A 26,799-nucleotide genomic window follows, 5' to 3' on the forward strand; every position below is an offset into this window, starting at 1 on the left:
TCTCTGCGTAGGCTGTTCATCCGGGGGGCAGGTGCGCTGCACCTTTGACGACAGCAATGTGGCTGCGGCCTAATGGGCGCTCGCCGTGTCCATCGAGTGTCGTCATGTCCGTGCAGGCCCGTTCCCCGTCCAATATGCGACCGAGTACTCTGCATCTGCCGCCAGGCCAGTGGACTACCGTGCTCGATTGCCTGGCCGCGCATTTTCCGGCAATCGGCCGCGAGGTGTGGCTGCAGCGTATGACGCGCGGCAAGGTACTGGATGCCGACGGCGTGCCGCTTGGACCGCAGCATGTCTATAGGGCCGGGCTGCGCGTGCACTATTTTCGCGAAGTGGCGGCGGAGACTCCGATTCCCTTCGTCGAATCGATCCTGCATGTCGACGAGCATCTGCTGGTGGCCGACAAACCGCATTTCTTGCCGGTGATGCCGGCCGGCGAATACGTCGAGCAGACCCTGCAGGCGCGCCTGGTCAAGCGCCTGGGCAATGCCGATCTGGTGCCGCTGCACCGTATCGACCGGCATACCGCCGGCCTGGTGCTGTTCTCGACCAACCCACAGAGCCGCGGCCAGTATCAGGCGCTGTTTCGTCAACGGCAGATGGTCAAACGCTACGAAGCCCTGGCGCCGGCCCTGCCGGGGGTCGAGTTCCCATTGCTGCGGGCCACGCGGCTGGTCGCGGGCGAGCCGTTCTTCCGCATGCAGGAGGCCGCGGGCGAGGCGAACACGGAAACCCGCATCGAGGTCGCCGAGCGGCTCGGCGAGCTGTGGCGCTATGCGCTGTACCCGGTCACCGGCAAGAAGCATCAATTGCGCGTGCACCTGGCCGCCCTGGGGGCGCCGATCTGCAACGATCCGTTCTATCCCGAGGTCAGCGACGCGGCGGACGCCGTGGACGATTACACCCGGCCGCTCAAGCTGCTGGCCCAGGCGTTGGCGTTTAGCGACCCGCTGAGTGGCGAGCAACGGCGCTTCGAGAGTCGCCTGAGTCTGCTCTGAGCGTTTCGCTGGGACGCCGGGCGGCGAACTTTTACACGCGCCTCGAGGCTAACCCGGCTGTTTCGGCGCCGCCTGCCAGAGCACTTCGGCGATCTGCTGGCGGCGGGCGATCAGGCGTGCGGCGACGAACAGCAGATCGGACAGCCGGTTGACGTAGGCCAGTCCGACGGCGCGGATAGGCTCCGCGGCATTCAGCTGCTGGCAACGCCGTTCCGCTGTGCGTGCCAGGCTTCGGCATACATGGGCTTGGGCAATCAGGCGGGAGCCGCCGGGCAGGATGAAGTTTTCCAGCGGGCCGAGCTCTTCGTTCCACCGATCGATAGCCGCCTCCAGGCGTTCGACTTCATCCTCATGCAGCGCCTGGTAGTCCGGCATCGCCAGCTCGCCACCGAGGTCGAACAGGCGATGCTGACAGGGTGCGAGCACCTCGCTGATTTCGCTCAGCGCGGGCTGCTGCAACGCCTGCACAGCCAGCTCGGCCAATAGCAGGCCGAGCTGGCTGTTCAGCGTGTCGACTTCGCCCATGGCCTCCACGCGCGGATGATCCTTGCTGACCCGCCGACCATCGGCCAAGCCGGTTTCACCCTTGTCGCCGGTGCGCGTGTAGATCTTTGACAGTCGATAACCCATATTTACAGACCTGAATGTGTAGGGGCCGCAGGCAGCGGCAGGCGTAGGGTGAAACACGTGCCCTGGCCCGGCTTGGACTGCACTTCCATTTGCCCTTTGTGGTTGTTGGTGATGATGAAGTAAGACACCGACAGACCCAGCCCGGTGCCTTCGCCGACTTCCTTGGTGGTGAAGAAGGGTTCGAAGATGCGTTTACGTACCGACTCGGGCATGCCGATACCGTTGTCTTCCACCTGCACCTCCACCCAGGGTGGCGCCAGCTTGGTGCGCAGGGTTATCTGCCCGGGCTGGTTGTCGTCCTCGCGCTGGTGAATCGCCTGGGCGGCGTTTTTCAGCAGGTTGAGCAGTACTTGTTCCAGTTCGTTGGCAATACCCGGGACGGGGCCGAGCTTGGGGTCGAACTCACGCTGGATGATCAGGCTCTTGAAGTCGAAACTTTCCGTCAGGTCGAAGTCGTTACTGGCGATTTCCAGTGCCTGATCGATCAGCGCCGGCAGTTGGCAGGGCGCCAGCTGGCGGTTGCTCAGGCGGCTGAAACTGAGCATATGGCTGACGATCTTCGCCGCGCGAGTGCCGGCCTGCTGGATTCCGTCGAGCAGGTGGGGCACTTCCCGAGCGTTGAGGTAGCGGTCGATGGCCTCCAGGCTCACGCCGATCTGCTCGGCATGTTGCTGGTTCTTCGCCAACTCCGGCGACAGGCGACGGCGGATGTTCTGCACGTTATGCAAGATGGCACCGAGCGGGTTGTTGATCTCGTGGGCCATGCCGGCGGCGAGGCCGCCGACCGAGAGCATCTTTTCCGACTGCACCATCATTTCCTCCAGGCTCAGACGCTGGGTGATGTCGTCGATACGGATCACCACGCCGCGCCCAGTGCCGCCCATCAAGGGGTAGAAGGTCAGCGCATAGTGGCGCGACTCTTCGCCCTTGCTCCAGGTCACCCGTTCGACTTCCTCGACCTTGTGCTGTTCGACACAGTGCTTGAGTTGCGCGAGAAAGGCTTTCAGTGGCGGGAAGGCGAGAAACACCGGCTGGTTCAGCGCTTCGTCCAATCGGGTACCGGAGAGGGCGCTGGCGGCCTGGTTCCATTGCGTCACGTAGAGCTGCTCGTCGAGGGCAATCAGCGCCGAGGGCATGGAGTCGATGATGCTGTTGAGGTAGTTCTGGAACCCGGTGAGCTTCTTTTCGATCTTGCTGCGTACCTGGACTTCCAGCTCCAGTTTGCGGTTGGAGTGACGGGTTTCCTCGGCCAGGTTCTGCGCTTGGTCGAAGGCCTCCTGAGCATCGTCGCGGGCGCGCTTGAGTTGCTGCTCGCGCGCCTCGATGCGCATCAGCATGGTGTTGAACGCATCGGCCAGGCTGCCGATCTCGTCCTGATTGCCGCGGCCGGCGCGCAGGGCGTAGTTCTCTTCGCGGGTGACCTGGCGCGACAGCTCTTCCAGTCGGCGGATCGGTTTGGTCACCAGGCGGCGGATCTGGCGCGCGACGGTAAACCACAGCAGGATGCTGACGAACAGAATTGCCCCGCTGGCGGTCAGGGTGCCAGTGTAGAAGGCGCCAGGCAGCTCGCCCGAGGCCACCAGCAACAAGTGTCCAGGACGAGTGCCGGGCTGCGGCAGTTCGACCAGCAGGTTGGTGCGAAATTCACTGTAGCGCCAGGAGTCCAGCTGCTCGACGCGCAGCGGCAAGCGCAGCTCCTCGCCGCGTTGCAGCTGCGCCAGGCTGGCGCCGTCGCTGCCGTAGATCACCGCTGCGCGCAGCGGTGCATAATCATCCAGGCGTTTGAGCAGGCCTTCGGCGGCGCTCGCCGAACTCAGCGCCTCATGGCTCAGGGGCGGGCTGGCGATCAGCCGGCCGAGGGTGTGCAAGGCTTGCGGCGCCATGCTCTCTTGAGAGATCCAGTAGGCCGCGCTGATAAACGCCAGGTTGGCGACCAGTAGTACCGCCATCAGCAGGACCAACAGGGCGGCGAGCAGCTTGCGCCCGACGGGCAGGTTTTCGAGGCGCTGACGCAGAAGCATGGGTAGGTACGTCGCTATGGCGGAAGTGCGAGCAGGGTAACGCGCGGCTTATTGGCTGGGCAATCCGTGTGCGTTCAGGTGCTTGACCAGCCGCGTATGCAGCGCGCGCAGGTGCGGTAACGCCAGCCCATGGCGTTGGGCCGCGGCGCAGGCGTGGCCGAGCAGGTAGGCGATCTCGGTACGGCGACCTTGCCGCACATCCTGATGCATCGAGGAGTAGTTCGCAGCGGTGGCTTGGATCACGCGCAGCACTTCGTCATGTAGATCCGCGGCGGCAGCCGGTTGACCACAGGTTTCAAGCAGTTCGCCCAGTTCGGCGCAGAGCGTGGTGATTTCCGCTGGATGCTCGCTCAGGCCGCCATTGCGGCAGTCGTGCAGCACGGTCAATGGGTTGATCGCGCAGTTCAAGGCCAGTTTGCGCCACAGCCGGCTGAGGATATCCAGGCTCCAGTCATGCACGATGCCACTGCGCTCGAGATCGTCCAGCCAACTGGGCGGGCTGAGGTCGAGCGGGTCGCCGAGCCAGGTGTGGCCATGGCCGGCGAACACCACGCGAAAGTCATCTTCACGGAAAGCACCTTCGGTGCTGCTGGCAAGAATGCAGCGAGCCTGAGGAACTTGGGCGGCCACCGCCGCCTGGCTGCCCAGGCCGTTTTGCAGGAGGATCAGCTCGGCATCGGCGGTCAGGCGCGGCGCCAGGCGGGCAACGGCCGCTTCGGCGTCATAAGCTTTGCAGGCTAATAGCAGGCGCTGAATCGGCGCGGGATGGTCGGCCGTTTGCGCGGCGATTGGGTGGAGTTGGGGGCGTCCCTGCTCGACCAGGGTCAAACCGCCGGCGCGGTGATACGCCTCAAGGCGACTCTGGTCACGCAGGATCAGTTGTACCGGCAGGCCGCTGCGGGCCAAGCGGACGGCCCACAGGCTGCCCAGGCTGCCGGCGCCGAGAATGTGCCAGCTCATCGTTGTGCGCTTTGAATCAGTCGCATGAGGCGTTCCGGTTGCTATTTATTTCGCCAGCGGCAGGCGCATGGCGGTGACCCGCTCGCTGGCGTAAGACTCGGGTAACAGCTTGGCAGCATGACCGATCAGGCTTTCCGGGTCGATGGGCAGGGCTTTGGCGTCGAGACCCACCAGGCTGATACCGGCCTTGAGATTGATGAAGCCTTCACTGGTTTTGAATGCCTTGAGGTTCAGCCCGTCGTGCAGGCGTTTGAAGCTGCTGGGCGAACACTCGTGCAGGTCTTCGATAAGGGTGATCAGGGCGAAGTGGTGGTCGTTCAGGCGTACCAGTACGTCCAGTGGCCGCACCAGCTGCTGCAAGCGGCGGGCAACGCCATGCAGTAACTCGTTATAAAAGTTATTGCCGTGTTTCTGCTGCAGCTCGCCGGCATTGTGTAAGCCGATCAACAGGTAACACAGCGCGCCGCCGCGTGACTCGACCTGGCGCAGGCTGTCGAGCAGTTTTTGCTGCAGGTAGCGCAGGTTGCCCAGGCCGGTCAGTGGGTCGACCAGGTTGCGTTGCTCCAGGCTGGCGATGTTTTCGGTCAACAGGTGGTTTTCATGGAGCAGGCGCTGCAAGGTGTTGCACAGTCGGTCGGCGGCATACACCCGCGGCACCAGCTGTTCGTGCATGGCCGCCTTGCTGATGAAGTCATCGACACCGCGGTCGAAGGCTTCGGCCATGACGCGATCGCCTTCTTTGCCGGTTAACAATATGACGTAGGTGTAGTGATCGGTCATCTCGTCCAGCTGACGCACCCGGCCGGTCAGTTCCAGGCCATCCATCTCCGGCATCAGCCAGTCCGCCAACAATACGCTGGCGGGGCGTTGTTCGAGTAGTTTGATGGCTTCTGCGGCGCTGTTGGCGAAGCGCAGATCCTGATAGCCGGCTTGACTCAAGGCCCGGCCAATCATCGCGCTGGAGAACTTGGCGTCGTCCACCACCAGGATACTGAGATGGGGGTTTGGCATGGGCAGGCTCGCTGGGCTAAAAAAAGGGGCCGGAACATGCCCGGGCAGTGTCTGTCGCTACGGTTATATAATGACCGCGCATTTTAATCATCAACAAGCCTGGCGCGCCCCATCTGTGACTTGGGTTGCGCCGTCTATCAGGAGGAAGCCCATGCCCTCGTTCGACGTGGTGTCCGAGCTGGACAAGCACGAACTCACCAATGCCATGGACAATGCCGTCAAGGAATTGGAACGTCGTTTTGACCTGCGCGGCAAATGCAGCCTGGAGCACAAGGACCTGACCGTCACCTTGACCGCCGAAGCGGACTTCATGCTCGAGCAGATGCTCGAGATACTGCGCAGTAACCTGATCAAGCGCAAGATCGACAGTCAGTGCCTGGAAACCAAGGATGCCTACGCCTCCGGTAAGGTGGTCAAGCAGGAGGTGACCCTCCGAGAAGGCATCGACAAGGAGCTGGCGAAGAAGATCGTCGCCCACATCAAGGACTGCAAGCTCAAGGTCCAGGCTGCGATTCAAGGTGAGCAGGTGCGCATTACCGGCAAGAAGCGCGATGACCTGCAAGAGGCAATCGCCGCCCTGCGTGCCAAGGAATTCGGTATGCCGCTGCAGTACAACAATTTTCGCGATTGATCCGCGAGATAGTGAATTCATGCGGCGGATTGGCGCCGTAGCGGCTGTGATAGCAATTTGACCGCCATGGCTTGCCATGGCGGTTGCATTTTATGTGTTGGAACACGCTTGTTGGCTAAAAAGCGTTGAAAAGGAGCGTCTGATGGAAATGAATGTCGAGCAACTGGCGAAGATGTCGGAGACCTGGCTACCGGTAGTGTTGAACTACAGTGGCAAGCTGACTCTGGCCCTGCTCACCTTGCTGGTCGGCTGGTGGTTGATCAATGCACTGACCCGCAAAGTCGGCGTTTTGTTGGACACGCGTAACGTCGATCGCGCCCTGCACAGTTTTATCGGCAGCCTGGCCAGCATCGTCCTCAAGGTGCTGCTGCTGGTCAGCGTGGCCTCGATGATCGGCGTGGAGACCACCTCCTTTATCGCCGTCATCGGTGCCGCCGGTCTGGCAATTGGCCTGGCGCTGCAAGGCAGCCTGGCGAATTTTGCCGGTGGAGTGCTGATCATGATGTTCCGCCCGTTTCGTGCGGGCGACTGGATCGAGGCGCAAGGCGTGTCGGGCGCTGTGGACAGCATCCATATCTTTCATACCACGCTGAAGACCGCAGACAACAAAGTAGTGATCGTGCCCAATGGCAGCCTGTCCAACGGCCATATCACCAACTATTCGCGTGAGCCCAAGCGTCGTGCGGAGATCAAACTGGGCATCGACTACTCCAGCGACATAAAACAGGCGCGTGAGGTATTGCTGAAGATCGCCGAGGACCCGCGGGTGCTCAAAGACCCGGCGCCGGTGGTGTTTGTGGTGGGCTTGGGCGAGAGTTCAGTCGACCTGTCGCTGCGGGTCTGGGTGGCCACGGCGGATTTCTGGCCGGTGACCTTCGAGTTCACCGAGTTGGCCAAGGAGCGTCTGGACGAAGCTGGCATCGGCATTCCGTTCCCGCAGCGAGTGGTGCATCTGGTGCAGGCCAGCTGAGGAGCAAGAGGGTGCGGCGAAGCGCTTGTAATGGCGCTTGGCCGTACATTCCGTTCAGGGGATAGCCCTTACTAGCGCTCCCGCAGGTGGCCCGATAGGTGTCCAGCAGGCATTGCCAGTGCGCTTCATTCCACGGCGAGTGGCGTCTTGGTTGGTGAAGGTCGTGCAAGGCGGCCTGGGTGCGTGTGAGGGGGCGGCGGCACTTCTCCAGGTCGAGTGGTGCCACGGCGATCTGCGCCGTTTCACCCTTTGCCCTGACCCGTACGTAGCTGTGCTTGAAGTAGAGGCCGCTGTGCCGCCAGCGCGCTAGATGCAGGCGTGCGAGGTTGCCCACGACTTCTTGCAGCAGGCGCTGGTGCAGTTGCTCACCATGGCGCTCGCGTCCCCCTGGGCATACCAGTCGTCGAGCTGTTGGAAACCGTCCAGGGCGGTGATCAGTAACCCCCCACCAACCTCGGGGCCTTGTCCGGCCGCGCAATAGACGATCTCGGGAACTCCCGCATCGGCTTGGCGTGTGCAGAGGCCTGGATAACAAAAGTTACCGTCTTGCGCCGCGCCGGGGACCCTTCCTCACTCTGACGAAGGCCGGCAGCGTGCCCGCGAATCGCTCGTGCAGCCTTGGTTCAGGGGCTCTGGGGGTAAAACGCTTGACGACTCCGGCTGCCGGTTACCTGGCTGGCAGCAGCCGATGAGGGACTGCGCTCTGCATGCAGAATGCGCAGGTTTGAGTCGTCCAACCCAGGGTGGTAGTCGCTCAGCCAACTGGCAGGCGGCGAAGAGTGCTACGCCTGCTCGGGCGGGGTGGCTGACGTCGAGCCATTGGTCTGCGGGCCTTCGCGTTTCCACTGCAAGGCGATCAGCACCAGGGTCGGTACCCCCAACAGGGCGGTGATGAGGAAGAACTGGGCATAGCCGAGCTTTTCCACCATGACCCCGGAGTAACCGCCGATCAGCCGCGGCAGCAGGAGCATGATCGAGCTGAGCAGGGCGTACTGGGTCGCAGAAAACTTCAGGTTGGTCAGGCTCGACAGGTAGGCGACGAACGCCGCCGTGGCCAGGCCGGCACTGAAGTTGTCGGCACTGATGGTGAGGATCAACATCTGCAAGTCCGCGCCCATGCCCGCCAGCATGAGGAACAACAAGTTGGTCGCCGCCGAGGCCACGCCGCCGATGAACAGGATCGGCAAGATGCCGAAGCGCACGATCAACAGGCCGCCAATCCCGGCGCCGAGCAGGGTCATGACCAAGCCGAACAGCTTGCTGACGCTGGCGATCTGGTCCTTGGTGAAGCCTTGGTCGATATAGAACACGTTGGCCATCACCCCCATCACCGTGTCCGACATGCGGTAGGTGGCAATCAGGCCGAGCAGCAGCAGGGCTTGCCAGCGGTAGCGCAGGATGAAGTCGTTGATCGGCGTCAGTACCGGCGCCAAGCCGCGCCGGCCCATGGTGGACAGGCACAGGCTGGTGAGAATGGTGTAGAGCAGGGCGCGCAGGAAGGCGCGATCCTCCAGCAACAGGTCGAGCAAACTGGCTTCGCCGCGCACCAGGCTGGCGAAATCGGTGTAGTACAGCTGGGTGAACATCGCCGGTACCGAGACCAGTAGAACAATCAGCACCAACACCGAAACGATTTGATGGCTGAAGCCGTAGCGCGCAGCGGCCAGCTGGGTTTGCAGGGGCACCGGCGGTTCGCGCATCCACAGGCTGGTCAGCAGGCCTGGCAGCATCAGCAGGGCGAACACCAGGTAAGTGCCGGCCCAGGCGCTGTGTTGATAGAGTTGCACGGTGGAGCCGAAACCCTCGGCGAAATACAACGCGCCGGCAGTGGCCAGCAGCGCCGCGATGCGATAACCGGCCATATAGCTGGCAGCCAGCGCCGCCTGGCGGGTTTCCTCGACGATTTCCAGGCGATAGGCATCGACGGCGATGTCTTGGGTGGCCGAAGCAAACGCCACCAATACCGCCAGGGCGATCAGCCAGGTCAGGTGGGTTTGTGGGTCGCACAGCGCCATGCCGGCCAGCCCGATGGCAATCAGTACCTGGGCCAGCACCAGCCAGGAGCGTCGACGGCCGAGTTTGCCGAGCAGGGGCAGGCGCCACTGGTCGAGCAAGGGCGACCAGACCCATTTGAACGCATAGGCCAGGCCAATCAGGCTGGCGAAGCCAATGGTCTCGCGCGCCACGCCAGCCTCGCGCAACCACACCGAGAGCGTCGAGAACACCAGCATATAGGGCAGGCCTGCGGCGAACCCGAGTATCAGGAGCGCCAGGGTGGCAGGGCTGGAGTAGGCGGCGATGGCATCGCGCCAGCTTTTACGGGGCATTGAGCGGGTATCTGCCTACGGATTACGGAACAAAGGCCGCACTCTAACCGCTGTACTCCATCGGGCGCCAGCCATGCCGGCGGATATCCACCCGCTCTTCGTCGATTAGCACTCCCTCTGTCCGCAGGCGGGCGCGTTGTTCGGCGCCGGAGGCACTGCCCGCCGGCAAACTCAGGTGGCCGCTCGCCGCTATCACCCGGTGCCAGGGCAGCGTGGTGTCCTGCGGCAACTGGCTGAGGGTACGCCCGACCCAGCGCGCAGCGCGACCGAGTCCCGCCAGCTCGGCGAGCTGCCCGTAGCTGACCACCTTGCCGGCCGGCACCTGCGCCAGCACGCTATACAGGGCCTCGCGTCGTATGGCCAGAGACGAGGCGGTGTGTTGGGTCGTTGCGGTCTGCTCCGCCCCTTGTCGATGGGTCATGGCGCTATGTGCCCTGTTGTTATCGTTGCCATGGACTTAGCCCTCTTACTGGGCTGCGGCGAGCGGGCATGGCCCACCCGCTTTGCCGACGTACTGCTGGTCGCATGCCTTGAACTTGCCCTCATTCTATCGGTCAATGCTTGCTCAAGCGCCGGACTTGCCGATAATGCTCGGCCTTTCGCCCATCTAATCAGTTGTCGACCCTTTATGTTTTCCAGAACCCTGCTGTGCCTGGCCCTTTCAATGGCCGCCACCCCTCTCTTGGCCGATACCGTCTGGTTGAAAAACGGTGATCGCCTGACGGGCAAGATCAAATTCTTCGATGGCGGCAAGTTGCTGCTGGAGACCGAATACGGTGGCTCGATTGCCCTGGATTGGAAAGAGATCGCCACCCTGGAAAGTGACCGTAAGTTGCTGGTCAAGGAAAGCGCGGTCAAGGGCGAAGTGGCCAAGTCGCTGCAGCCCGCCGAGGCGGGCAAGGTGATCCTGGCCAACGGCGAGGCGCCACGGACCATCGAGCTTGCCAGCATTCAACAGATCATGAAGCCCAAGCCGCTAGTCGAGGATTTTACCTGGAAGGGCAATATCGACGCGGCGTTGGACTACAAGCGCGCCGAACACGATACCGACGACTACGACGTGGATATCAAGACCAAGGCGCGGCATGGCCTGTGGCGGCACAATGCCGAGGCCGGCTACGACCGCGAGTACCAGGACGGTGTGGTGGCCACGGATAATTGGAATGCCGAGTACGCCCTCGACCGCTTTCTCGATGAGCACTGGTTCTGGCAGGGGCGTGCCGAATACCAGCACGATCAGATCGAGGACCTGCGGCGTCAGCGCACCTTGGGTACCGGTCCGGGTTACCAGTTCTGGGACAACGAGCTGGGCGCCTTCTCGGTGGCCGGTCTGCTCAATCGCACCGACTACCTGTTTGCCAATGGCGATAAAGACAACTTCTATGCGCTGAGCATGAAGTGGGATTACAACCGTTACCTGGTCGGCAAGAGCTTCGAGCTGTTCAGCGCCGGCGAGGTCGGCAAACCACTGGCCAATGTCGCCGACTACACCCTGGAGGCCGAAGTCGGTCTGCGCTACAAGGTCACCGACTGGGCTTCGTTGCATATGAAGGCCGAGAAAGACCTGGTCAGTGGCTCCGAAGGCGATCTGGACGAGACCCACTACAGCCTGGGTTTTGGCGTGGGCTGGTAACAGGCTCGAACACCAGGTTTGCAGCCAGAAAAAAGCCCTGCTCGTGCAGGGCTTTTTTCTGGACGAGTGGCGCGCTTACAGGCGCAGACCACCGTCCAGCTCGAGGATACGGCCCGTGTAATAGTCGTTTTCCAGGATATAGGCCACCGAATGGGCGATCTCGGCCGGCTTGCCCATGCGTCGCAGCGGAATGCCGGAGGTCATTTTTTCCAGGGCTTCGGGCTTCATGCTGGCGACCATCTCTGTCTCGATAAAACCCGGCGCTACGCCGGCGACGCGAATACCGTAACGCGCCAGTTCTTTGGCCCAGACCACGGTGTCGGCGGCGACGCCGGCCTTGGCCGCGGAATAGTTGGCCTGGCCCATGTTGCCGGCGCGGGAGATCGAAGAGATGTTGACGATCGCGCCTTCATTCTTCAGTTCGATCATCTTCGCCGCTACTTCGCGGGTGCAGAGGAACACGCCGGTCAGGTTGACGTCGATCACCGCCTGCCACTGGGCCAGGCTCATCTTGCTCATCTCGCCATCTTTCACCTTGATGGTCAGGCCATCACGGAGAATACCGGCGTTGTTCACCAGGCCATTGATGGCGCCGAAGTCTTCGGCGATCTGGGCGACCGTGTGGGTCACCTGCTCTTCATTGGCGACGTTGCACAGGTAGGCGCGGGCCTCGGCGCCGAGGGCCTTGCAGGCGGCCACGGCTTCGTCGAGTTTGTCCTGGTTCAGGTCGACCAGTGCCAGTTTGGCGCCTTTGCCCGCCAGGTATTCGCCCATGGCGCGACCCAGACCCTGGCAGCCGCCGGTGATGATGATGACTTTATCTTGCAGTTGCATCGCATAGCCCCTCAATGTGGTTCGTCTTGCCCCGCTGGCGCGCTGAAATCGCTATTCTAGGCGCCTGTCCGTTTATGACGGATTCTTTGCGAGGAGTCATAAGGTGAGCGTGAAAGCCGGCAAGCATGCCCGAGAATTGCTACTCAAGGAATACCGTGGAGTGCTCTCCACCCACTCGAAAGCCATGCCGGGCTTCCCTTTCGGATCGGTGGTGCCCTACTGCCTGGACGCTCAGGGCTGGCCGCTGATCCTGATCAGTCGGATCGCCCAGCACACGCATAATCTCAAGCAGGACGGCAAATGCTCGCTGCTGGTCGGTGAGCGTGATGCCGAGGACGTACAAGCGGTTGGCCGTCTCACTCTGCTCGCCGAAGCACGACAATTGTGTGACGAGGCCGCTATCGAAGCGGCGGCCGCGCGTTATTACCGCTATTTTCCCGAATCGCAAAACTACCACCGTGCCCATGATTTCGATTTCTGGGTACTGGAGCCGGTACGTTGGCGCTATATCGGCGGCTTCGGCGCGATTCACTGGCTGGATCAGGTGGCGTTGGCCAATGCCTTTGCTGGTGAGGCGGAAGTGGCCATGCTCGAGCACATGAATGCTGACCACGCCAGCGCCATCGCGCATTACGTCGCGCTGGCGGGCTTGCCGAGCCATGTCCCGGCGCGGCTGGTGGGCATCGACCACGAGGGGTTTCACCTGCGTATCGGTCAGGGCCTGTACTGGCTGGCCTTTCCAACATCCTGTAACAGTCCTGGCGAGGTGCGCCAAGCCTTGGTGCAGCTGGCTCGCGCAGAGACTTGGCCGACCGGCGGCGGTGCTGCGCCTTGAATTAAGCGCAATGCACCCTATCTCACTCTTATTGGAAGCCTTTCTTCCGCGAAGGATGTTTTGATGCGTGTTTTCCTGCTGTTGTTTCTACTGTTCCCCGTCATCGAACTGGCTGTGCTGATCAAGGTCGGCAGCGCGATTGGCGTCCTGCCCACCCTGCTGCTGGTGATAGGCACGGCGATTCTCGGTAGCGTGCTCCTGCGGGTCGCGGGTGTCGCCACCGCGTGGCGCGCCCGGGAGAAACTGGCCCGTGGCGAGTTGCCGGAGCAGGAGGTGCTCGAGGGCCTGTTTATTGCGATTGGCGGTGGCTTGCTGTTGTTGCCAGGCTTTATCAGCGACATCTTCGGTGTGCTCTGTCTGATTCCCTTCACCCGCCGCTTGTTAGTCAACAAGGTGCGCCAGCGCGCCCAGGAACAGGCCCTGCGCCAGCGGGCTTTTGCCGATGATCTGGCCGCACGTTCGGGGCAGACCCGGCCGAATGTACTGGAAGGTGAATACGAGCGTCGCGACTAGCCGCAGCTTGCTTGAGTCCCGTTCGCTTTCGGGGGGTTGCTGTTGTGCCAGCGCGCCCGGTGACGGCCGGCAATGAGTCGACAGCGGGGCTCAATGTCGCTAAAAAAATTCACCGTTTGCCCTTGAAATCCCCTTGTACGCCCTTATGTAGCGGTCACCGCAAGGTTTTCTGTCGGACTCGGCAGAACAGACTTCAGCGTTGTGCCTGGCACAGCGCAACCGGCACTGCCGGATTTTGCTAACCCGCTGGTGAAGACACCAGCCGATGTAACCAACCTATTGGGAGAGATCGACAATGAAGCTTCGTCCTCTGCATGACCGCGTCGTGATCCGTCGCAGCGAAGAAGAAACCAAAACCGCAGGCGGCATCGTGCTGCCGGGTTCCGCTGCCGAGAAGCCGAATCAGGGCGAAATCGTCGCTGTAGGCACCGGTCGCGTGCTGGACAACGGCGAAGTCCGTGCGCTGGCCGTCAAGGTCGGTGACAAAGTGGTATTCGGCCCTTACTCCGGCAGCAACACCGTCAAGGTCGACGGCGAAGACCTGCTGGTGATGAGCGAAAGCGAAATTCTCGCTGTCGTCGAAGCCTGATTCCCGCGAATTTCCGTTTAACCGTAAAGAATTGAGGATCAAATTCCATGGCTGCTAAAGAAGTCAAATTCGGCGACTCCGCCCGTAAGAAAATGCTGGCCGGTGTAAACGTCCTGGCTGACGCGGTAAAAGCGACCCTCGGCCCGAAAGGCCGCAACGTGATCATCGAGAAGAGCTACGGCGCTCCGACCATCACCAAGGACGGCGTTTCGGTTGCCAAAGAAATCGAGCTGAAAGATCGCTTCGAGAACATGGGCGCCCAGCTGGTCAAAGACGTTGCTTCGCGTGCCAACGATGACGCGGGCGACGGCACCACCACCGCTACCGTTCTGGCTCAGTCGATCGTCAACGAAGGCCTGAAAGCCGTCGCTGCCGGCATGAACCCGATGGACCTGAAGCGCGGCATCGACAAGGCGACTATCGCCATCGTTGCTCAGCTGAAAGAGCAGTCCAAGCCATGCGCCGACACTAAGGCCATCGCTCAGGTGGGTACCATCTCCGCTAACTCCGACAACTCCATCGGCGACATCATCGCCGAAGCCATGGAAAAAGTCGGTAAAGAAGGCGTGATCACCGTTGAAGAAGGTTCGGGCCTGGAAAACGAGCTGTCGGTTGTCGAAGGCATGCAGTTCGACCGTGGCTACCTGTCCCCGTACTTCATCAACAAGCCGGACACCATGGTCGCCGAGCTGGACAGCCCGCTGATCCTGCTGGTCGACAAGAAGATCTCCAACATCCGCGAAATGCTGCCGGTGCTGGAAGCTGTTGCCAAATCAGGCAAGCCGCTGCTGATCGTGGCCGAAGACGTCGAAGGCGAAGCCCTGGCGACTCTGGTGGTGAACAACATGCGTGGCATCGTCAAAGTCGCTGCCGTCAAGGCACCGGGTTTCGGTGATCGCCGTAAGGCCATGCTGCAGGACATCGCCGTTCTGACCGGCGGTACCGTGATTTCCGAAGAAATCGGCCTGAGCCTGGAAAGCGCGACCCTGGAGCACCTGGGTAACGCCAAGCGCGTGATCCTGAGCAAGGAAAACACCACGGTCATCGACGGTGCTGGCGTTCACACCGATATCGAGTCGCGCGTTCTGCAGATCCGTAAGCAGATCGAAGACACTTCCTCCGACTACGACAAAGAGAAGCTGCAAGAGCGTCTGGCCAAACTGGCTGGCGGTGTTGCCGTGATCAAGGTCGGCGCTGGCACCGAAGTCGAGATGAAAGAGAAGAAGGCTCGCGTAGAAGACGCCCTGCACGCTACCCGTGCTGCCGTCGAAGAAGGCGTGGTGCCTGGTGGTGGTGTTGCCCTGGTACGTGCTCTGCAGGCCATCGAAGGCCTGAAAGGCGACAACGACGACCAGGACGTTGGTATCGCTCTGCTGCGCCGCGCTGTCGAAGCGCCGCTGCGTCAGATCGTCGCCAACGCTGGCGATGAGCCGAGCGTGGTGGTCGACAAGGTCAAGCAAGGTTCGGGTAACTATGGCTACAACGCTGCAACAGGCGTCTACGGCGACATGATCGAGATGGGTATTCTCGATCCGGCCAAAGTCACCCGTTCGGCTCTGCAGGCAGCAGCTTCCATCGCCAGCCTGATGATCACCACCGAAGCGATGATCGCCGAAGTGGCTGATGACAAAGCGCCGGCCATGCCTGATATGGGTGGCATGGGCGGTATGGGCGGCATGGGCGGCATGATGTAAGCCACCCAGCTCCCTGAGCTGTACGAAAACCCCGCGCCTGTCGCGGGGTTTTTTTATGTCCGCTATTTGTGTACTGGGGCGTGTGCGGGGAAATCGGGTACGCCACTTGCTTAACTATTTCAGCGTTATCGGTTTGTTGCACGTCGTTGGGCTGCAGTTAGTTGTGTCAGCGTCCTCTCGTTCGGCTATTGATTTCACTGGTGTGGGTTCTAGCACGCGGTTATCCGCTGAGGCTTAGGACTTTGCGGGCTTTTTTGCGGCGTCCCTCCGTTGCTTAGGCGCTGCTCCGTGCCGCGGTACGGCGGCGACCCAACTGGGCACTTAGGTGACTGTTGGGTGTTACTGCAACGCCGCTCGCGGGTGAACCGATGCCCCGTGACATGTCGGGTGGCGTGATCGGCGGAACTATTCGAGTGCGCTGTTGTTCCAAGCCTGCTGGCATTCGCGGGCACTCGGTGAGCGGGCACAACACTGCTGCTGGCCGAGCAGTCGACGAATCAGCTGTAGGCGTTGCCGTTCGTCGCTGAAATCGACGTTGTGGTACTCAGTGATCTAGGGTTAGCAAACAGCGTTTGGCAGCGCTATCAAGAGGTTGCAGTAATGAAGCTAGAAATCGCACGAAGTTTGTTCCTTGTCGCTGCGTTCGGCGTTGCCTCGCTCGCGGTAGCCGCCTGGCACGAACCTGGTGTAGAGGTCTTGACCCGCAACGGTCTCGGCTACTGTCCGCTGCCGCCACAGGCGCAGCTGGCTCCGCAGTTGCGGCCGGACCAGGATCTGCTGTTGTTCATGTTCGGTCTGTCCCAGGGCATGGGGCCTCAGGGCTGAGGTGAGTGCCCGAGCCAAAAAAAGCCCCGCTGAGTTGCGGGGCTTTTTCGTGCTGGCGGATCAGCGTTCGCTGACAAGTTGCCCAGTCGGTTGTGGATCGGGCTTGGCCAGCAAGCTGTACACGCACGGCAGCACGAACAGGGTGAACAGGGTGCCCACCGACATGCCGGTGGCGATTACCAGGCCGATATCGAAACGACTGACCGCCCCGGCGCCGCTGGCCAGGATCAGCGGGACCATGCCGAATACCATGGCGGCAGTGGTCATCAGCACCGGGCGCAGGCGGATCGACGCGGCTTCCTCGATGGCGGCGCGGCGCGACAAGCCCTTCTCGCGGCGCAGTTGATTGGCGAACTCGACGATCAGAATCCCGTGCTTGGTGATCAGGCCAATCAGCGTGACCAGCCCGACCTGGGTGTAGATGTTCATGCTGGACAGGCCGAGGAACAGCGGGATCAACGCGCCACAGATCGACAACGGCACTGTCACCAGAATCACCAGCGGATCGCGGAAGCTCTCGAACTGAGCGGCCAGGACCAGGAAGATCAGCGCCAGCGCCAGGCCGAAAGTCAGGTACAGCGCGCTGCCTTCCTGCACGAACTGGCGAGAGGCGCCGGCGTAGTCGAAGGCGTAGCCTTGCGGCGCTTCCTCGTCGGCGATCTGCCGCAGGGTGTCGATGGCTTCGCCCATGCTGACGATCGGCACGCCCTGGATGATCGCCGAGTTGAGCTGCTGGAACTGGTTCAGCTGAGTCGGGCGGGCGCGGTCGCTGACCGTGATCAGGGTCGACAGGGGCAGCATCGCGCCGCTCTTGCTCTTCACGTAATAACTGCCGAGCCAGCCCGGATTGTCGCGGTAGGCACGTTCGACCTGGGCGATCACCTTGTAGCTGCGGCCGTCGATGGTGAAGCGGTTGATCTCGCCCTCGCCGAGCAGGCTGGCCAGGGTCAAGCCGAGGTCCTGCATCGACACGTCCATCTGCGCGGCTTTCTGCCGGTCGATCTCGACCACCACTTCCGGTTTGTCGAAGGCCAGGTCGACGTCGAGGAAGGCGAACTTGCCCGACTCCAGTGCGCGCTGCTTGATCTTGTCGGTCACCTGCAGCAGCGACTCGTAGTCGTTGGGCGTATTGATCACGAACTGGAACGGCAGGCCCTGACCGGTGCCGGGCAGGGAGGGCAGGTTGAAGCCGAAGATCTGCAGGCCGGGTATCTGCGCCAGGCGCCCCTGCACTTCGGGGAGCAGCTCCATCTGGGTGCGTTCGCGAGCGTTCCACGGCGACAGTAGGAAGCCGCCAATGCCCGACTGCACACCATTGAAGCCGTTGATCTGGAACGACGAGTAGTACTCGGGAAACTCCTTGAAGATCGCTACGAACTCATCGGTGTACTTGTTCAGGTACTCGATGTTGGTCGGTTGCGGGGCGTTGGCGATCATGAAGATGATGCCCTGGTCTTCCTCCGGCGCCAGCTCACTCTTGGTGAAATTGAGCAGCACGGGGATCAGCGCCATGACGATGAGGGCGAACACCACGACCACCGGCCGCGTTTCCAGGGTGCCATGCAGGGCGCCCTGGTAACGGCGCTTGAGCTTGTCGAAGATCAGGTCGAGGCGGTGCGCCAGCCCGGAGGGGTTCTCGTCGTGGCGCAGCAGCTTGGCGCACATCATCGGCGACAGGGTCAGGGCGACGATGCCGGAGATGATCACGGCGCCGGCCAGGGTCAGGGCAAACTCCTTGAACAAGGCACCGGTGAGGCCTTCGAGGAAGCCAATCGGCGCATAGACCGCGGCCAGGGTGATGGTCATCGAGACCACCGGCACGGCGATCTCGCGTGCGCCTTCGATGGCCGCATCGAACGGCGTCTTGCCCTCTTCGATATGCCGGTGGATGTTCTCCACCACGACGATGGCGTCGTCCACCACCAGGCCGATGGCCAGTACCATGGCCAGCAGGGTCAGCAGGTTGATCGAGTAGCCCATCAGCTGCATGAAGAACAGCACGCCGATCATCGACAGCGGAATGGTGATCACCGGAATCAGCACCGAACGCAGCGCGCCGAGGAACAGGAACACCACCACTATGACGATCAGCACCGCCTCGAACAGGGTCTTCACCACCTCGTCGATCGAGGCCTGGATAAACAGCGTGGCGTCGTAGGCGATGGAAACCTTGAGGTTGGGCGGCAACTGGGCTTGCAGCTCCGGCATGAGCCTGCGCACTTCCTTGATCACGTCCAGCGGGTTGGCGCCCGGCGTGCCCTTGACGCCGATATACACCGAAGGAATGCCATCGAACGAACTGACCGAGTCGTAGTTTTCCGCGCCCATCTCCACCCGTGCCACGTCGCGAAGCAGCACGCGGCTGTCACCGACGGTCTTCAGGGGAATGGCGGCGAAGGCTTCGGCGGACTTCAGGTCGGTTTCGGCGTTGATGCTGGTGACCACATACTCACCCTTCACTTCGCCGGCGGCGGCGAGGAAGTTGTAATCGCGCACGGCGTCGTTGACGTCGCTGGCGGTGACGCCATAGGCCGCCAGTTTCACCGGGTCGAGCCACAGGCGCATGGCGAACACCTGGTTGCCGAGGATTTCCGCCTCGGCCATGCCGGGCAGGGTGGCCAGTTTGGGCTGGATGACCCGCGACAGGTAGTCGGTGATCTGCGGGTTGGACAGCTGCTCGCTGTAGAAGCTGATGTACATCAACGCCGAGGCGTCGGCGGCCTCCTTGGACAGCACCGGGTCTTCGGCATCCTGCGGCAGCTGGTTCTTCACCTCGTTGGCCTTGGCCAGCAACTCGGTGAACAAACGGTCGCTGTCGGCGCCGATGCGCGCGTAGATGGAGATGATCGACACGTTCTGCCGACTGACCGAGGTCATGTAGTCGATGCCGTCGGCGCTGGCCAGGCTCTGCTGCAGCGGCTGGGTGATGTAGCCCTGAATGGTTTCGGCGTTGGCCCCGGGGTAGGCGGTGGTCACCGTGATCAGGGCGTTTTCCAGCTGCGGGTACTGGCGGATGGTCAGTTTGCTGAAGGCCTGCAGGCCGAGCAGGATGATCAGCAGGCTGACCACGGTCGCCAGCACCGGCCGGCGGATGAAGGGATCGGTAAAAGCCATAGGTAAGTTCCTTTACGCCCGTGTCGGCTTAGTGTTCGGCGCTGGGCTGGCTGGCCACATCGGCCGGGGCTTCGGCGAGCGTGACGTGGGCGCCGTTGTCCAGCTTGAGCTGGCCGGCGGTGACTACCCGTTCGCCGGCCTGCAAGCCCTTGCTAATCACCACTTGCCCCTCGCGACGCTCACCGGTCTCGACGAAGCGACGTTCCACGACGAGCTGCGTTTGCCCCTGCGGGTCTTTGACCAGCTGGCCTTCCGAGTCTTTTTGCTCCTCGATCAGGTAAACCGAATTGCCGTAGAGGGTGTAGGTGATGGCGGTTTCCGGCACCACGACGCGCCGGTGCTCACCCGGCAGGAGCACCTCCAGGTTGGCGAACATGCCTGGCAGCAGCTTGTCGTCGGGGTTATCCAGCTGGGCGCGTACCTGGACATTGCGTGTGGTGTCTTCGACCTTGGGATTGATCGCAGCGATCTTCCCCTCGAATACTTCGCCCGGGTAGGCCGTGACGCTGAAGCGCACACGCTCGCCGACGGTCAGTTGCGGTACGACCTGCTCGGGCAGGAAGAAGTCGACGTAGAGCTTGGACAGGTCCTGCAGGGTGGCGATGGCGGTGCCGGGCGCCAGGTAGTCGCCGAGGTCCACCTGGCGGATGCCGATGGTGCCGGCGAAGGGCGCGAGGATGCGCTTCTTCGCCAGTTGCGCCTGCAGCTGGGCGACGCTGGCGTTGGCTTTTTGCAGCTCGGCGGAGAGCGTGTCGAAGGCACTCTTGGAGATGTTCTGCCGGCTGACCAGGCTGCGTCCGCGTTCGAACTCGACACGGGCCAGGCCTCTTTCGGCTTCGGAGGTCGCCAGAATGGCCCGCTCGACCTCGCTGTCCATCTGCAGCAGCGGCTGGTCGCGCTCGACCTTTTCGCCAGAGCTGAACAGCACTTCGCGGACGATGCCGCCGACTTCCACGGTCAGGTCGATGCCCTGGAAGGCTTTGAGTGTGCCGATGGCCGGCAAGCGGCTCTGCCAGGGACGTTCCACGGCCGGTTCTGCGGCCACGCTGATAGCCGGTTGCGGCTGCGAGAACTGTTGGACCTGCTGGTAAATGGACCAGCCTTTGTAGGCAGCGAGGGCGAGCACCACGAGGGCTACGACGCCCAGCATGATCAGCATGCGGCGGAGCAACATATTCCGGTTCCTTGGCAAGACAAGTGGGGGCCTGGGAATAGGCAAGGAAAGCACATTAGTACCCCTGCCTGAGCAAGTCAAAGAAGGGGCTTGGCGAAAGCTTACGCAGCACTATGCAGGTGCTGAAATGCCCGGCGGCCGCTGCGCGAGTATTACTCGGCGCAGCGGCCGGGGCTTATCTGGGCGGCACTCAGCTCGCCAGACGCAGATGGTTGTCCCACAGCCCTGTCGGCAGTTGCAGCGGCTGAGCAAGGATCTGTGTCGTACGGCAGTCGTAAAGACGGCAGCGGCCAATGCCGGCGCTGACCACGAAGCCCTCGGCCACCGCGCCGACGCCGGCGCAGTCGGGTAGCGCTGCATCCAGGCGCAGCTCGGCACTGTCCAGGTCCCAGATGAAGACCCGGTTGCCACGCGGCGCGGTCAGGGCCAGCAGGCGCAGCTCGCTGTTGATCGCCACGCTGGCGGTGTACTGGTGCATCGCCAGGCGTTGCGCTTCGGCCAGCGGAAAGGGCTGGAAGGCTTGTCCGGGACGTTTGATGGCCAGCAGAGGAGCCATGTCGCCGGTTTCGCCCATGTATTGCTGGCCGCTGACCACCGTGCCGTCGCTGGCGACCGCGAGGTGGCGCACGCTGTTCATGCGTTGGGGGAGCTGCTCTTTGCTGAGCAATGTGCCGTCACGCTTGAGCAGCACCAGGCTGGACTGCATGGCGTCGAGGTTCATTTCCACCCGGCTGTCGGCCTCGGTGCGGATGCCGCCGTTGGCCACCACCAGGGTTTCGCCATCGGGTAGCCACAGCAGCTGGTGCGGGCCGAGGCCGTGACTCGACAGCTCAGCGCTGCGCCGCAGTTGCTGGCCCTCCAGGCGATAGACGCCAATCACTCCGCGGCCGGGGTCGGAGGTATCGTTTTCGGTGGCGTACAACCAATCGCCGCTGGCGTGGAATACCGCGTGGCCGTAGAAGTGCCGCTGGGGCGGGGACTGCAGGGTTTGCAGCAGGCGGCCGTCGCGGGTGTCGATCAGGTAGCTCTGGGTGCTGGGCCGGCGGCCGACGAACAGCGCCAGCGGCAGGCTCGGGTGCGCCACCACATCGTGGCAGCGCTCGTCGACCCGGGTGGCGAAGACCTGAGTGCCGTCCAGGCGGAAGCCTACGGCATAGTGCTTGCCGGCAGCATCGTTGCGCGCGGACAGGAGCAGCGGCTGGCGGCCGTGCTGGGCCAGCGTCCAGCCACCCAAGGCGCTGGCGGCTAGGGTCGCGGCCGCGAGGCCGATAAAGGCTCTACGCTTCATGGGTACGCTCTAGTCTCCGTCGTTGGAATTGAAGCCCAGCTGGATGCCGAGGGTCTTCGCCAGCTCGGCCTCATGCAGGCGATGCAGGGCGCCCAGGCTGTCGTATAGCGCATTCAGCTCGGCTCGCCCGCTGTCATCGCCAAGCAGATCGGCCAGCGGCCGTTGCAGGGCTGCGAGGCGCTGGCGAGTGTCGGCGTAGGCGGCATCGATGCGTTGTCCCAGCTCGCTCTGTTCCTGGGTCAGCAGGCTCTGGAAGCCATCTTGTTCGGCGCCGTGCCAGATCCGTTCGGCGCTGGCCAAGCTGGCGGCCAGGTTGGCCAGGCTGGCGTTGCTGCGCCAGGCTTCGGCCTGGTAGGGCTGTGGCGTGCCCTTGGTCTGCCGGCCGAGCGGGGTGCCGAGTTTCTTTTTCAGGCCATCGAGGGCGTTGACCTGAGTGCGCAGTAACTCTGCCACGGCTTCCGGGGCGTCGGCGAAGCGGGTATTCGGGAAGTTTTTCAGCTGGGCGGCCATGCCGTCTGCGGCTTGCCACTGGCTGAGGATGTCGCTCGCCAGCGCTTGCTGGTGCTGACCGATGGCCACGATCAAAGGGCAGTAACGGGTTTTCTGCGCGGATTCGCTGAGGTCGATGGCCGGGTCGAACAGCAGATATTCATAGGCAGTCAGTCCTTGCACGACCACGCTGGATTTATCCAGGTCGGCCGGGGTCAGCTGGGGCTTGCTTTTGATCAGGCCTTCGACCTGGCGTGCCACCAGGTTTTTCTTGTCCGGCCAGAACTGCACCTGCCAGGCGCGGTTGCCCTCTGCCAGGGGGCCGATGAGCAGGGGCTGCAGTCCGGACCAGGCACTTTGCGCCGTGACGAAGGCCTGGCGTGCGTCGGCCAAGGTTTGCTCGCCGGCACAGAAGGCCTGACCGCTGGCGGCCAGTTGCCGGTCGGTCTCAACCCAGGCGCTGTAAGCCGGCAGCAGTACGCCATCGGTCAGGGTCGTGCTGAGTTGCTGCTGCGGGTCGCTGGGGGTACAGGCGCTGAGCGCCAGGCCCAGCAGGGCGAGGGTAAGCGGCGAACGAGTCATGCGTGGCTCCTTACAACGAGTTCAAGAACGCCAAGAGCGCGCTGCGCTCTTCGGCTGTGAAGGTGAGGACCTGTTGCTTGGCCGCTTCGGCTTCGCCGCCGTGCCAGAGAATGGCCTCCAGCAGATTACGCGCGCGGCCGTCATGCAGGAACTGGGTATGACCGTTGACCGCCTCGGTCAGGCCGATGCCCCACAGCGGTGCGGTACGCCACTCGCGACCGTTGGCCAGGAACTCGCCGCGATTATCGGCCAGGCCCTCGCCCATGTCGTGCAACAGCAGGTCGCTATAGGGGCGGATCAACTGCTTGGCCAGTTCGGGTTCGGCGGCCTCGGTGGCGGTGGTAAAGCTGGGCACATGACATTTCTGGCAACCGGCCTGGTGGAACAGGCCCTTGCCACTCAGGACCTGCGTCGCGTCGACATCGCGGCGGGCCGGCACGGCCAGATTGCGGGTGTAGAACAGCACGCTGGCGAGCAGCTCCGGGCTGACTTCGGGCTCGCCGCCGTTGACCGCATTACGACACGCGGTTTGCCAGGCGGTGCAGTCATCGCTCGCCATCAGGCTGCTGGTCAAACCCATGTCGCCGGCAAAGGCGTGCGCGTTCTGCTGGTTCAGCGTGGGTTGCCCGGCCTTCCAACCGAAGCGCCCGAGTACGGTCTTTTCCCGTACATCGTCCCAGACCCGATTGGCCCGCCCGGAAATTCCATCCTCGTCGGTGTCGTCCGGATCGGCATGGGCCATCAGTGCAGCCTCGGGAATGGCTTCGAGCAGGCCGAGGCCGATCATCGGCGGGGCGACCCGTGCGGAGAATAAGCTCTGCGGGTGCAGGGGGCCGTAGCCTAACTGGCTGATTGCCAGCGTCGGCTGGCGCAGCTCGACCTGGCTGCCGTCGGCGAATTGCACCGTGAGCGGGCTATAGCGGATGCGCACCTTGCCTTCGGGGGCAACGCCGGGATTGGCCATGTCCTGCAGCTGACCGCCGTACGTGGGCTCGGGGATAACCCCTAGGCGTTGCAAGGTGTCGGCCTGTGCGCCGGTGGCCGGCACCGACAGGCGCACCAGCATCGAGGCGGCGCTGAGCGCATCCGGGCCAGGCGGGTGGCCGCGACCGTCCTTGATATGGCAGTTCTGGCAGGCATTGGTGTTGAACAGCGGACCCAGGCCGTCGCGTGCGATGGTGGTCGAGGGGGCAATCACCCAGGGATTACGGAAGAAACTGTTACCGACGCTGAAGTCCAGGCGGCGCAGCGGCGAGAGGTTGGCGGACGGCAGGGAGAAGGCGTTGTGGTCGCGCTTGAATACCGTGGCGCTCCCGGCGGAAAGGGCTTCGCCGGGCTCGGCCTGGGTGAAGCGCGGCGACTGGTCACAGGCAGCCAGGGCCAAGGCCAGGAAGGGCAGCAGGCGACGAGACAGCGCAAGCATCGACAAATATCCGCGGCAGCAATTTCGAGGCGGGTAAGCTTATCAGTTTGGCTGAATTTAAATAAGACGGATTTGCGTTAGCGATAGGGCAAAAAGCCGCAGGCATAAAAAAGCCGATGCCCTGACAGGCATCGGCGTGATGCGCGGGTTGCTTAGAACTGGTGGTCGGCGGTGTCCGGGTTGAGGTCACCGATGCCCAGCTTGCCGGCAACTTGCTCGATGGCACCGGTCTGCTTGACCAAGGCGGCGATGGCGTCGCGGACGATCTGCTGACCGGCGCTGTTGTCAGCCGCGATCAGTTGATCGAAGTGCTGGCCACCGTTGGCGCTGTCGACCATGGCTTGCAGCTTGCCTTCGGTGGCTTGCAGGTCGGCTTGCAGGGTGGCGTCGACCTGGGCGTCCGCCTTGGCCACCAGCGAGGACAGGCTTGGGCCTTGCAGGGTGCTGCCGTCGACCTTGCGGTACTCGCCCAGGTAGACGTTGCGCACGCCTTTGGCGTCGTAGAAATGCGAGTTGTGGGTGTTGTCGCTGAAGCAGTCCTGCTCGTCTTCGGTGGAGTTGGCTTCCAGGGCGACCTTCATCCGCTCGCCCGCCAGTTCGCCGAGGGACAGGCTGCCCATGCCGAAGAGCATCTTGCGCAGGCCGTTTGCCGCCGAGTCGGCTTCCAGGCTGGCGCGGTAGTTGTCGGCCACGCCGGGCTGCCACTGGCCGACCATCTCGTCCAGGTCGGTGACCAGCAGGTCAACGGCGGCCTTCAGGTAGGCACGGCGGCGCTCGTTGTGGCCGCCGGTGGCGCCATCGCCGACCACGAAGTCAGTCGCCGGGCGCTCGCCGGCACCAGGGTTGCTGCCGTTCAGGTCCTGGCCCCAGAGCAGGAATTCGATGGCGTGGTAGCCGGTGGCGACGTTGGCTTCGGAGCCACCCAGCTCGTTCAGGCTGGCCAGGGTGTCGGGGGTGAGAGTGCTCACATCGAGCTTGTCTTCACCGACCTGGATCGTGCTGTTGGCGATGATGTTGGCACTGGCGCCGGGGTTGCCCAGGGCGTGCTGGTAGTCGGTCGCGACGTAGTCGATCAAGCCCTCGTCCAGCGGCCAGGCATTCAGCTGGCCTTCCCAGTCATCCACCACGGCGTTGCCAAAACGGAACACTTCGCTCTGCATGTAGGGCGCGCGAGCTGCCAGCCAGGCTTCGCGAGCGGCTTTCAGGGTGTCAGCGTTGGGCTGCGCGAGCAGCGCGTCGATGGCGCTTTGCAGGGTTTTGCCGGTGCTGGCCGCGTCGCTGAATACCGCCAGGGCGAGGTCGGCGTAATGCACGACTACTGCGCTGGCGGCGGTTTCGTCGAATTGGCTCGTAGCGGCGGCCGGGGCGCTGGCGGCAGTGGCGACGGACGCCGTGGTCTGGGTGGCAGCAGTCTTTTCTTCGCCGCAACCGGCGAGAGAAATGGCGATAGCCAGCAGGCTGGCGGAGGCCAGGGGCATACGAATCATGACGAAATCCTTTGCGAGGTAAGTGAGAGAGGCACTCGGCAGTACCTGTAAAACGCTACCATAATGCGAAAGATTTGCATTATGTGTAAAGGGCCGTGATGGAATTGTCGGGTGGAGCGTGCGCAATTTCTCGGCCTGGATGGCCTGCTGCCACTAGAATGCCGCCTCCAACCCTGCAGTTGAGATGGAGAAACCTGCATGAGCCTGACCAGTGTCGCCGTTATCGTGGTTCTGATTCTCGCCGCCGCCTACGCGGTGATCCTCTACAACGGCCTGGTGCGCTTGAAGCATGGGGTGAGCAAGGCGTGGGCCAATATCGATGTGTTGCTCAAGCAGCGCCACGAAGAGTTGCCCAAGCTGGTCGAGACCTGCAAGCAGTACATGCTGCATGAGCGCACCACCCTGGAGCGGGTGATCGCCGCGCGTCAGGCCGTGTCCAGTGCCCGCGAGAAGGGCGACATCGGCGCCCTCGGCCAGGCGGAAAGTGGTTTACGGGCCGGTCTCGGGCAGCTGTTCGCGTTGGCCGAGAACTATCCGCAGCTGAAAGCCAATGACAATTTCCAGCACCTGCAGCAGCGCATCAGTGGTTTGGAAAACGGCATCGCCGACCGCCGCGAGCTGTACAACGAGGCGGTCAACCTGAACAACGTGCGCATCGAGCAGTTTCCCGATGTGCTGCTCGCTCGGGCCTTTGCCTTCAACTCCAGGGAACTGCTGGAGTTCAGCGAGGCGGAGAAGGCCGACGTCGACCTCAAAGCCCTGTTCGGCTGA

General features: G+C 62.8%; 22 protein-coding genes and 2 pseudogenes. 10 read left to right on the forward strand and 14 right to left on the reverse strand.

Annotated elements, in window-relative coordinates; translation table 11 throughout:
- Window positions 1-104: 104 nt before the first annotated feature.
- A complete protein-coding gene (locus FBY03_RS16225; protein ID WP_147173399.1) occupies window positions 105-998 on the forward strand; it encodes an RluA family pseudouridine synthase in 894 nt (297 codons plus the stop codon).
- Between the two features lie 48 nt (window positions 999-1,046).
- Here FBY03_RS16225 and FBY03_RS16230 read toward each other — a convergent pair whose 3' ends face one another.
- From FBY03_RS16230 to FBY03_RS16245, 4 genes and pseudogenes are all read right to left on the reverse strand, one after another.
- Complete coding sequence (locus FBY03_RS16230; RefSeq protein WP_147173400.1) at window positions 1,047-1,628, reverse strand: cob(I)yrinic acid a,c-diamide adenosyltransferase; 582 nt, start codon at window positions 1,626-1,628, stop codon at window positions 1,047-1,049.
- Between the two features lie 2 nt (window positions 1,629-1,630).
- The gene (locus FBY03_RS16235) at window positions 1,631-3,649 is read right to left on the reverse strand and encodes an ATP-binding protein (protein WP_147173401.1); all 2,019 of its coding nucleotides are present in this window, start codon (window positions 3,647-3,649) and stop codon (window positions 1,631-1,633) included.
- Window positions 3,650-3,697: 48 nt separating this feature from the next.
- Window positions 3,698-4,609, reverse strand: coding sequence for a putative 2-dehydropantoate 2-reductase (locus tag FBY03_RS16240; RefSeq protein WP_147173402.1), 912 nt, complete (start codon window positions 4,607-4,609; stop codon window positions 3,698-3,700).
- 45 nt (window positions 4,610-4,654) lie between these two features.
- Window positions 4,655-5,674: pseudogene (locus tag FBY03_RS16245) on the reverse strand (response regulator); the annotation flags it as partial.
- Window positions 5,675-5,771: 97 nt separating this feature from the next.
- On the opposite strand from FBY03_RS16245, the gene FBY03_RS16250 reads away from it, so the two are divergent.
- Window positions 5,772-6,251 (forward strand): YajQ family cyclic di-GMP-binding protein, encoded by a 480-nt coding sequence (locus FBY03_RS16250; RefSeq protein WP_147173404.1) that lies wholly within the window; start codon window positions 5,772-5,774, stop codon window positions 6,249-6,251.
- A 142-nt stretch (window positions 6,252-6,393) separates the two neighbouring features.
- A complete protein-coding gene (locus FBY03_RS16255; RefSeq protein ID WP_147173405.1) occupies window positions 6,394-7,221 on the forward strand; it encodes a mechanosensitive ion channel family protein in 828 nt (275 codons plus the stop codon).
- Between the two features lie 154 nt (window positions 7,222-7,375).
- Here FBY03_RS16255 and FBY03_RS23505 read toward each other — a convergent pair.
- The 3 genes and pseudogenes from FBY03_RS23505 to FBY03_RS16270 form a co-directional block, all read right to left on the reverse strand.
- Window positions 7,376-7,555 (reverse strand): annotated as a pseudogene (locus FBY03_RS23505) (lipopolysaccharide kinase InaA family protein); the annotation flags it as partial.
- A gap of 448 nt (window positions 7,556-8,003) precedes the next feature.
- On the reverse strand, window positions 8,004-9,548 hold the full coding sequence (locus FBY03_RS16265; protein WP_147173407.1) for an AmpG family muropeptide MFS transporter: 1,545 nt from the start codon (window positions 9,546-9,548) through the stop codon (window positions 8,004-8,006).
- Window positions 9,549-9,591: 43 nt separating this feature from the next.
- On the reverse strand, window positions 9,592-9,969 hold the full coding sequence (locus FBY03_RS16270) for an MGMT family protein (RefSeq protein WP_147173408.1): 378 nt from the start codon (window positions 9,967-9,969) through the stop codon (window positions 9,592-9,594).
- Window positions 9,970-10,176: 207 nt separating this feature from the next.
- Here FBY03_RS16270 and FBY03_RS16275 point away from each other — a divergent pair, with 207 nt between their 5' ends.
- Entirely contained in the window at window positions 10,177-11,181 is a 1,005-nt protein-coding gene (locus tag FBY03_RS16275) for a DUF481 domain-containing protein (RefSeq protein WP_147173409.1), read from the forward strand.
- Between the two features lie 75 nt (window positions 11,182-11,256).
- Here FBY03_RS16275 and FBY03_RS16280 read toward each other — a convergent pair whose 3' ends face one another.
- On the reverse strand, window positions 11,257-12,015 hold the full coding sequence (locus FBY03_RS16280) for an SDR family oxidoreductase (RefSeq protein ID WP_147173410.1): 759 nt from the start codon (window positions 12,013-12,015) through the stop codon (window positions 11,257-11,259).
- Between the two features lie 103 nt (window positions 12,016-12,118).
- Between FBY03_RS16280 and FBY03_RS16285 the strand changes: the two genes are divergently transcribed.
- The 5 genes from FBY03_RS16285 to FBY03_RS23510 all read left to right on the forward strand — a co-directional run bounded on the left by FBY03_RS16285 (window position 12,119) and on the right by FBY03_RS23510 (window position 16,471).
- Window positions 12,119-12,850 (forward strand): HugZ family protein, encoded by a 732-nt coding sequence (locus tag FBY03_RS16285; RefSeq protein ID WP_147173411.1) that lies wholly within the window; start codon window positions 12,119-12,121, stop codon window positions 12,848-12,850.
- A gap of 63 nt (window positions 12,851-12,913) precedes the next feature.
- Complete coding sequence (locus FBY03_RS16290; RefSeq protein ID WP_147173412.1) at window positions 12,914-13,363, forward strand: FxsA family protein; 450 nt, start codon at window positions 12,914-12,916, stop codon at window positions 13,361-13,363.
- Between the two features lie 295 nt (window positions 13,364-13,658).
- Window positions 13,659-13,952, forward strand: coding sequence for a co-chaperone GroES (locus FBY03_RS16295; protein WP_131175485.1), 294 nt, complete (start codon window positions 13,659-13,661; stop codon window positions 13,950-13,952).
- A 47-nt stretch (window positions 13,953-13,999) separates the two neighbouring features.
- Window positions 14,000-15,646: a chaperonin GroEL gene (gene groL, locus FBY03_RS16300; RefSeq protein WP_147173413.1), complete on the forward strand. Its 1,647-nt coding sequence runs from the start codon at window positions 14,000-14,002 to the stop codon at window positions 15,644-15,646.
- A gap of 696 nt (window positions 15,647-16,342) precedes the next feature.
- A complete protein-coding gene (locus FBY03_RS23510) occupies window positions 16,343-16,471 on the forward strand; it encodes a hypothetical protein (protein ID WP_371920785.1) in 129 nt (42 codons plus the stop codon).
- Between the two features lie 60 nt (window positions 16,472-16,531).
- On the opposite strand, the gene FBY03_RS16310 is transcribed toward FBY03_RS23510, so the two are convergent.
- The 6 genes from FBY03_RS16310 to FBY03_RS16335 all read right to left on the reverse strand — a co-directional run bounded on the left by FBY03_RS16310 (window position 16,532) and on the right by FBY03_RS16335 (window position 26,028).
- A complete protein-coding gene (locus FBY03_RS16310; RefSeq protein WP_147173415.1) occupies window positions 16,532-19,585 on the reverse strand; it encodes a multidrug efflux RND transporter permease subunit in 3,054 nt (1,017 codons plus the stop codon).
- Window positions 19,586-19,613: 28 nt separating this feature from the next.
- Window positions 19,614-20,759 (reverse strand): efflux RND transporter periplasmic adaptor subunit, encoded by a 1,146-nt coding sequence (locus FBY03_RS16315; RefSeq protein WP_147173416.1) that lies wholly within the window; start codon window positions 20,757-20,759, stop codon window positions 19,614-19,616.
- Window positions 20,760-20,949: 190 nt separating this feature from the next.
- The gene (locus tag FBY03_RS16320; protein WP_147173417.1) at window positions 20,950-22,047 is read right to left on the reverse strand and encodes a DUF1513 domain-containing protein; all 1,098 of its coding nucleotides are present in this window, start codon (window positions 22,045-22,047) and stop codon (window positions 20,950-20,952) included.
- 9 nt (window positions 22,048-22,056) lie between these two features.
- Window positions 22,057-23,118, reverse strand: coding sequence for an imelysin family protein (locus FBY03_RS16325; RefSeq protein ID WP_147173418.1), 1,062 nt, complete (start codon window positions 23,116-23,118; stop codon window positions 22,057-22,059).
- Window positions 23,119-23,128: 10 nt separating this feature from the next.
- Window positions 23,129-24,541: a di-heme oxidoredictase family protein gene (locus FBY03_RS16330; RefSeq protein ID WP_147173419.1), complete on the reverse strand. Its 1,413-nt coding sequence runs from the start codon at window positions 24,539-24,541 to the stop codon at window positions 23,129-23,131.
- A 152-nt stretch (window positions 24,542-24,693) separates the two neighbouring features.
- Window positions 24,694-26,028 (reverse strand): imelysin family protein, encoded by a 1,335-nt coding sequence (locus FBY03_RS16335; protein ID WP_147173420.1) that lies wholly within the window; start codon window positions 26,026-26,028, stop codon window positions 24,694-24,696.
- A 198-nt stretch (window positions 26,029-26,226) separates the two neighbouring features.
- Between FBY03_RS16335 and FBY03_RS16340 the strand changes: the two genes are divergently transcribed.
- Window positions 26,227-26,799 (forward strand): LemA family protein, encoded by a 573-nt coding sequence (locus FBY03_RS16340; protein ID WP_147173421.1) that lies wholly within the window; start codon window positions 26,227-26,229, stop codon window positions 26,797-26,799.

The sequence above is a fragment of the Pseudomonas sp. SJZ079 genome (genome assembly GCF_007993865.1).
Classification (GTDB): Bacteria; Pseudomonadota; Gammaproteobacteria; order Pseudomonadales; family Pseudomonadaceae; genus Aquipseudomonas.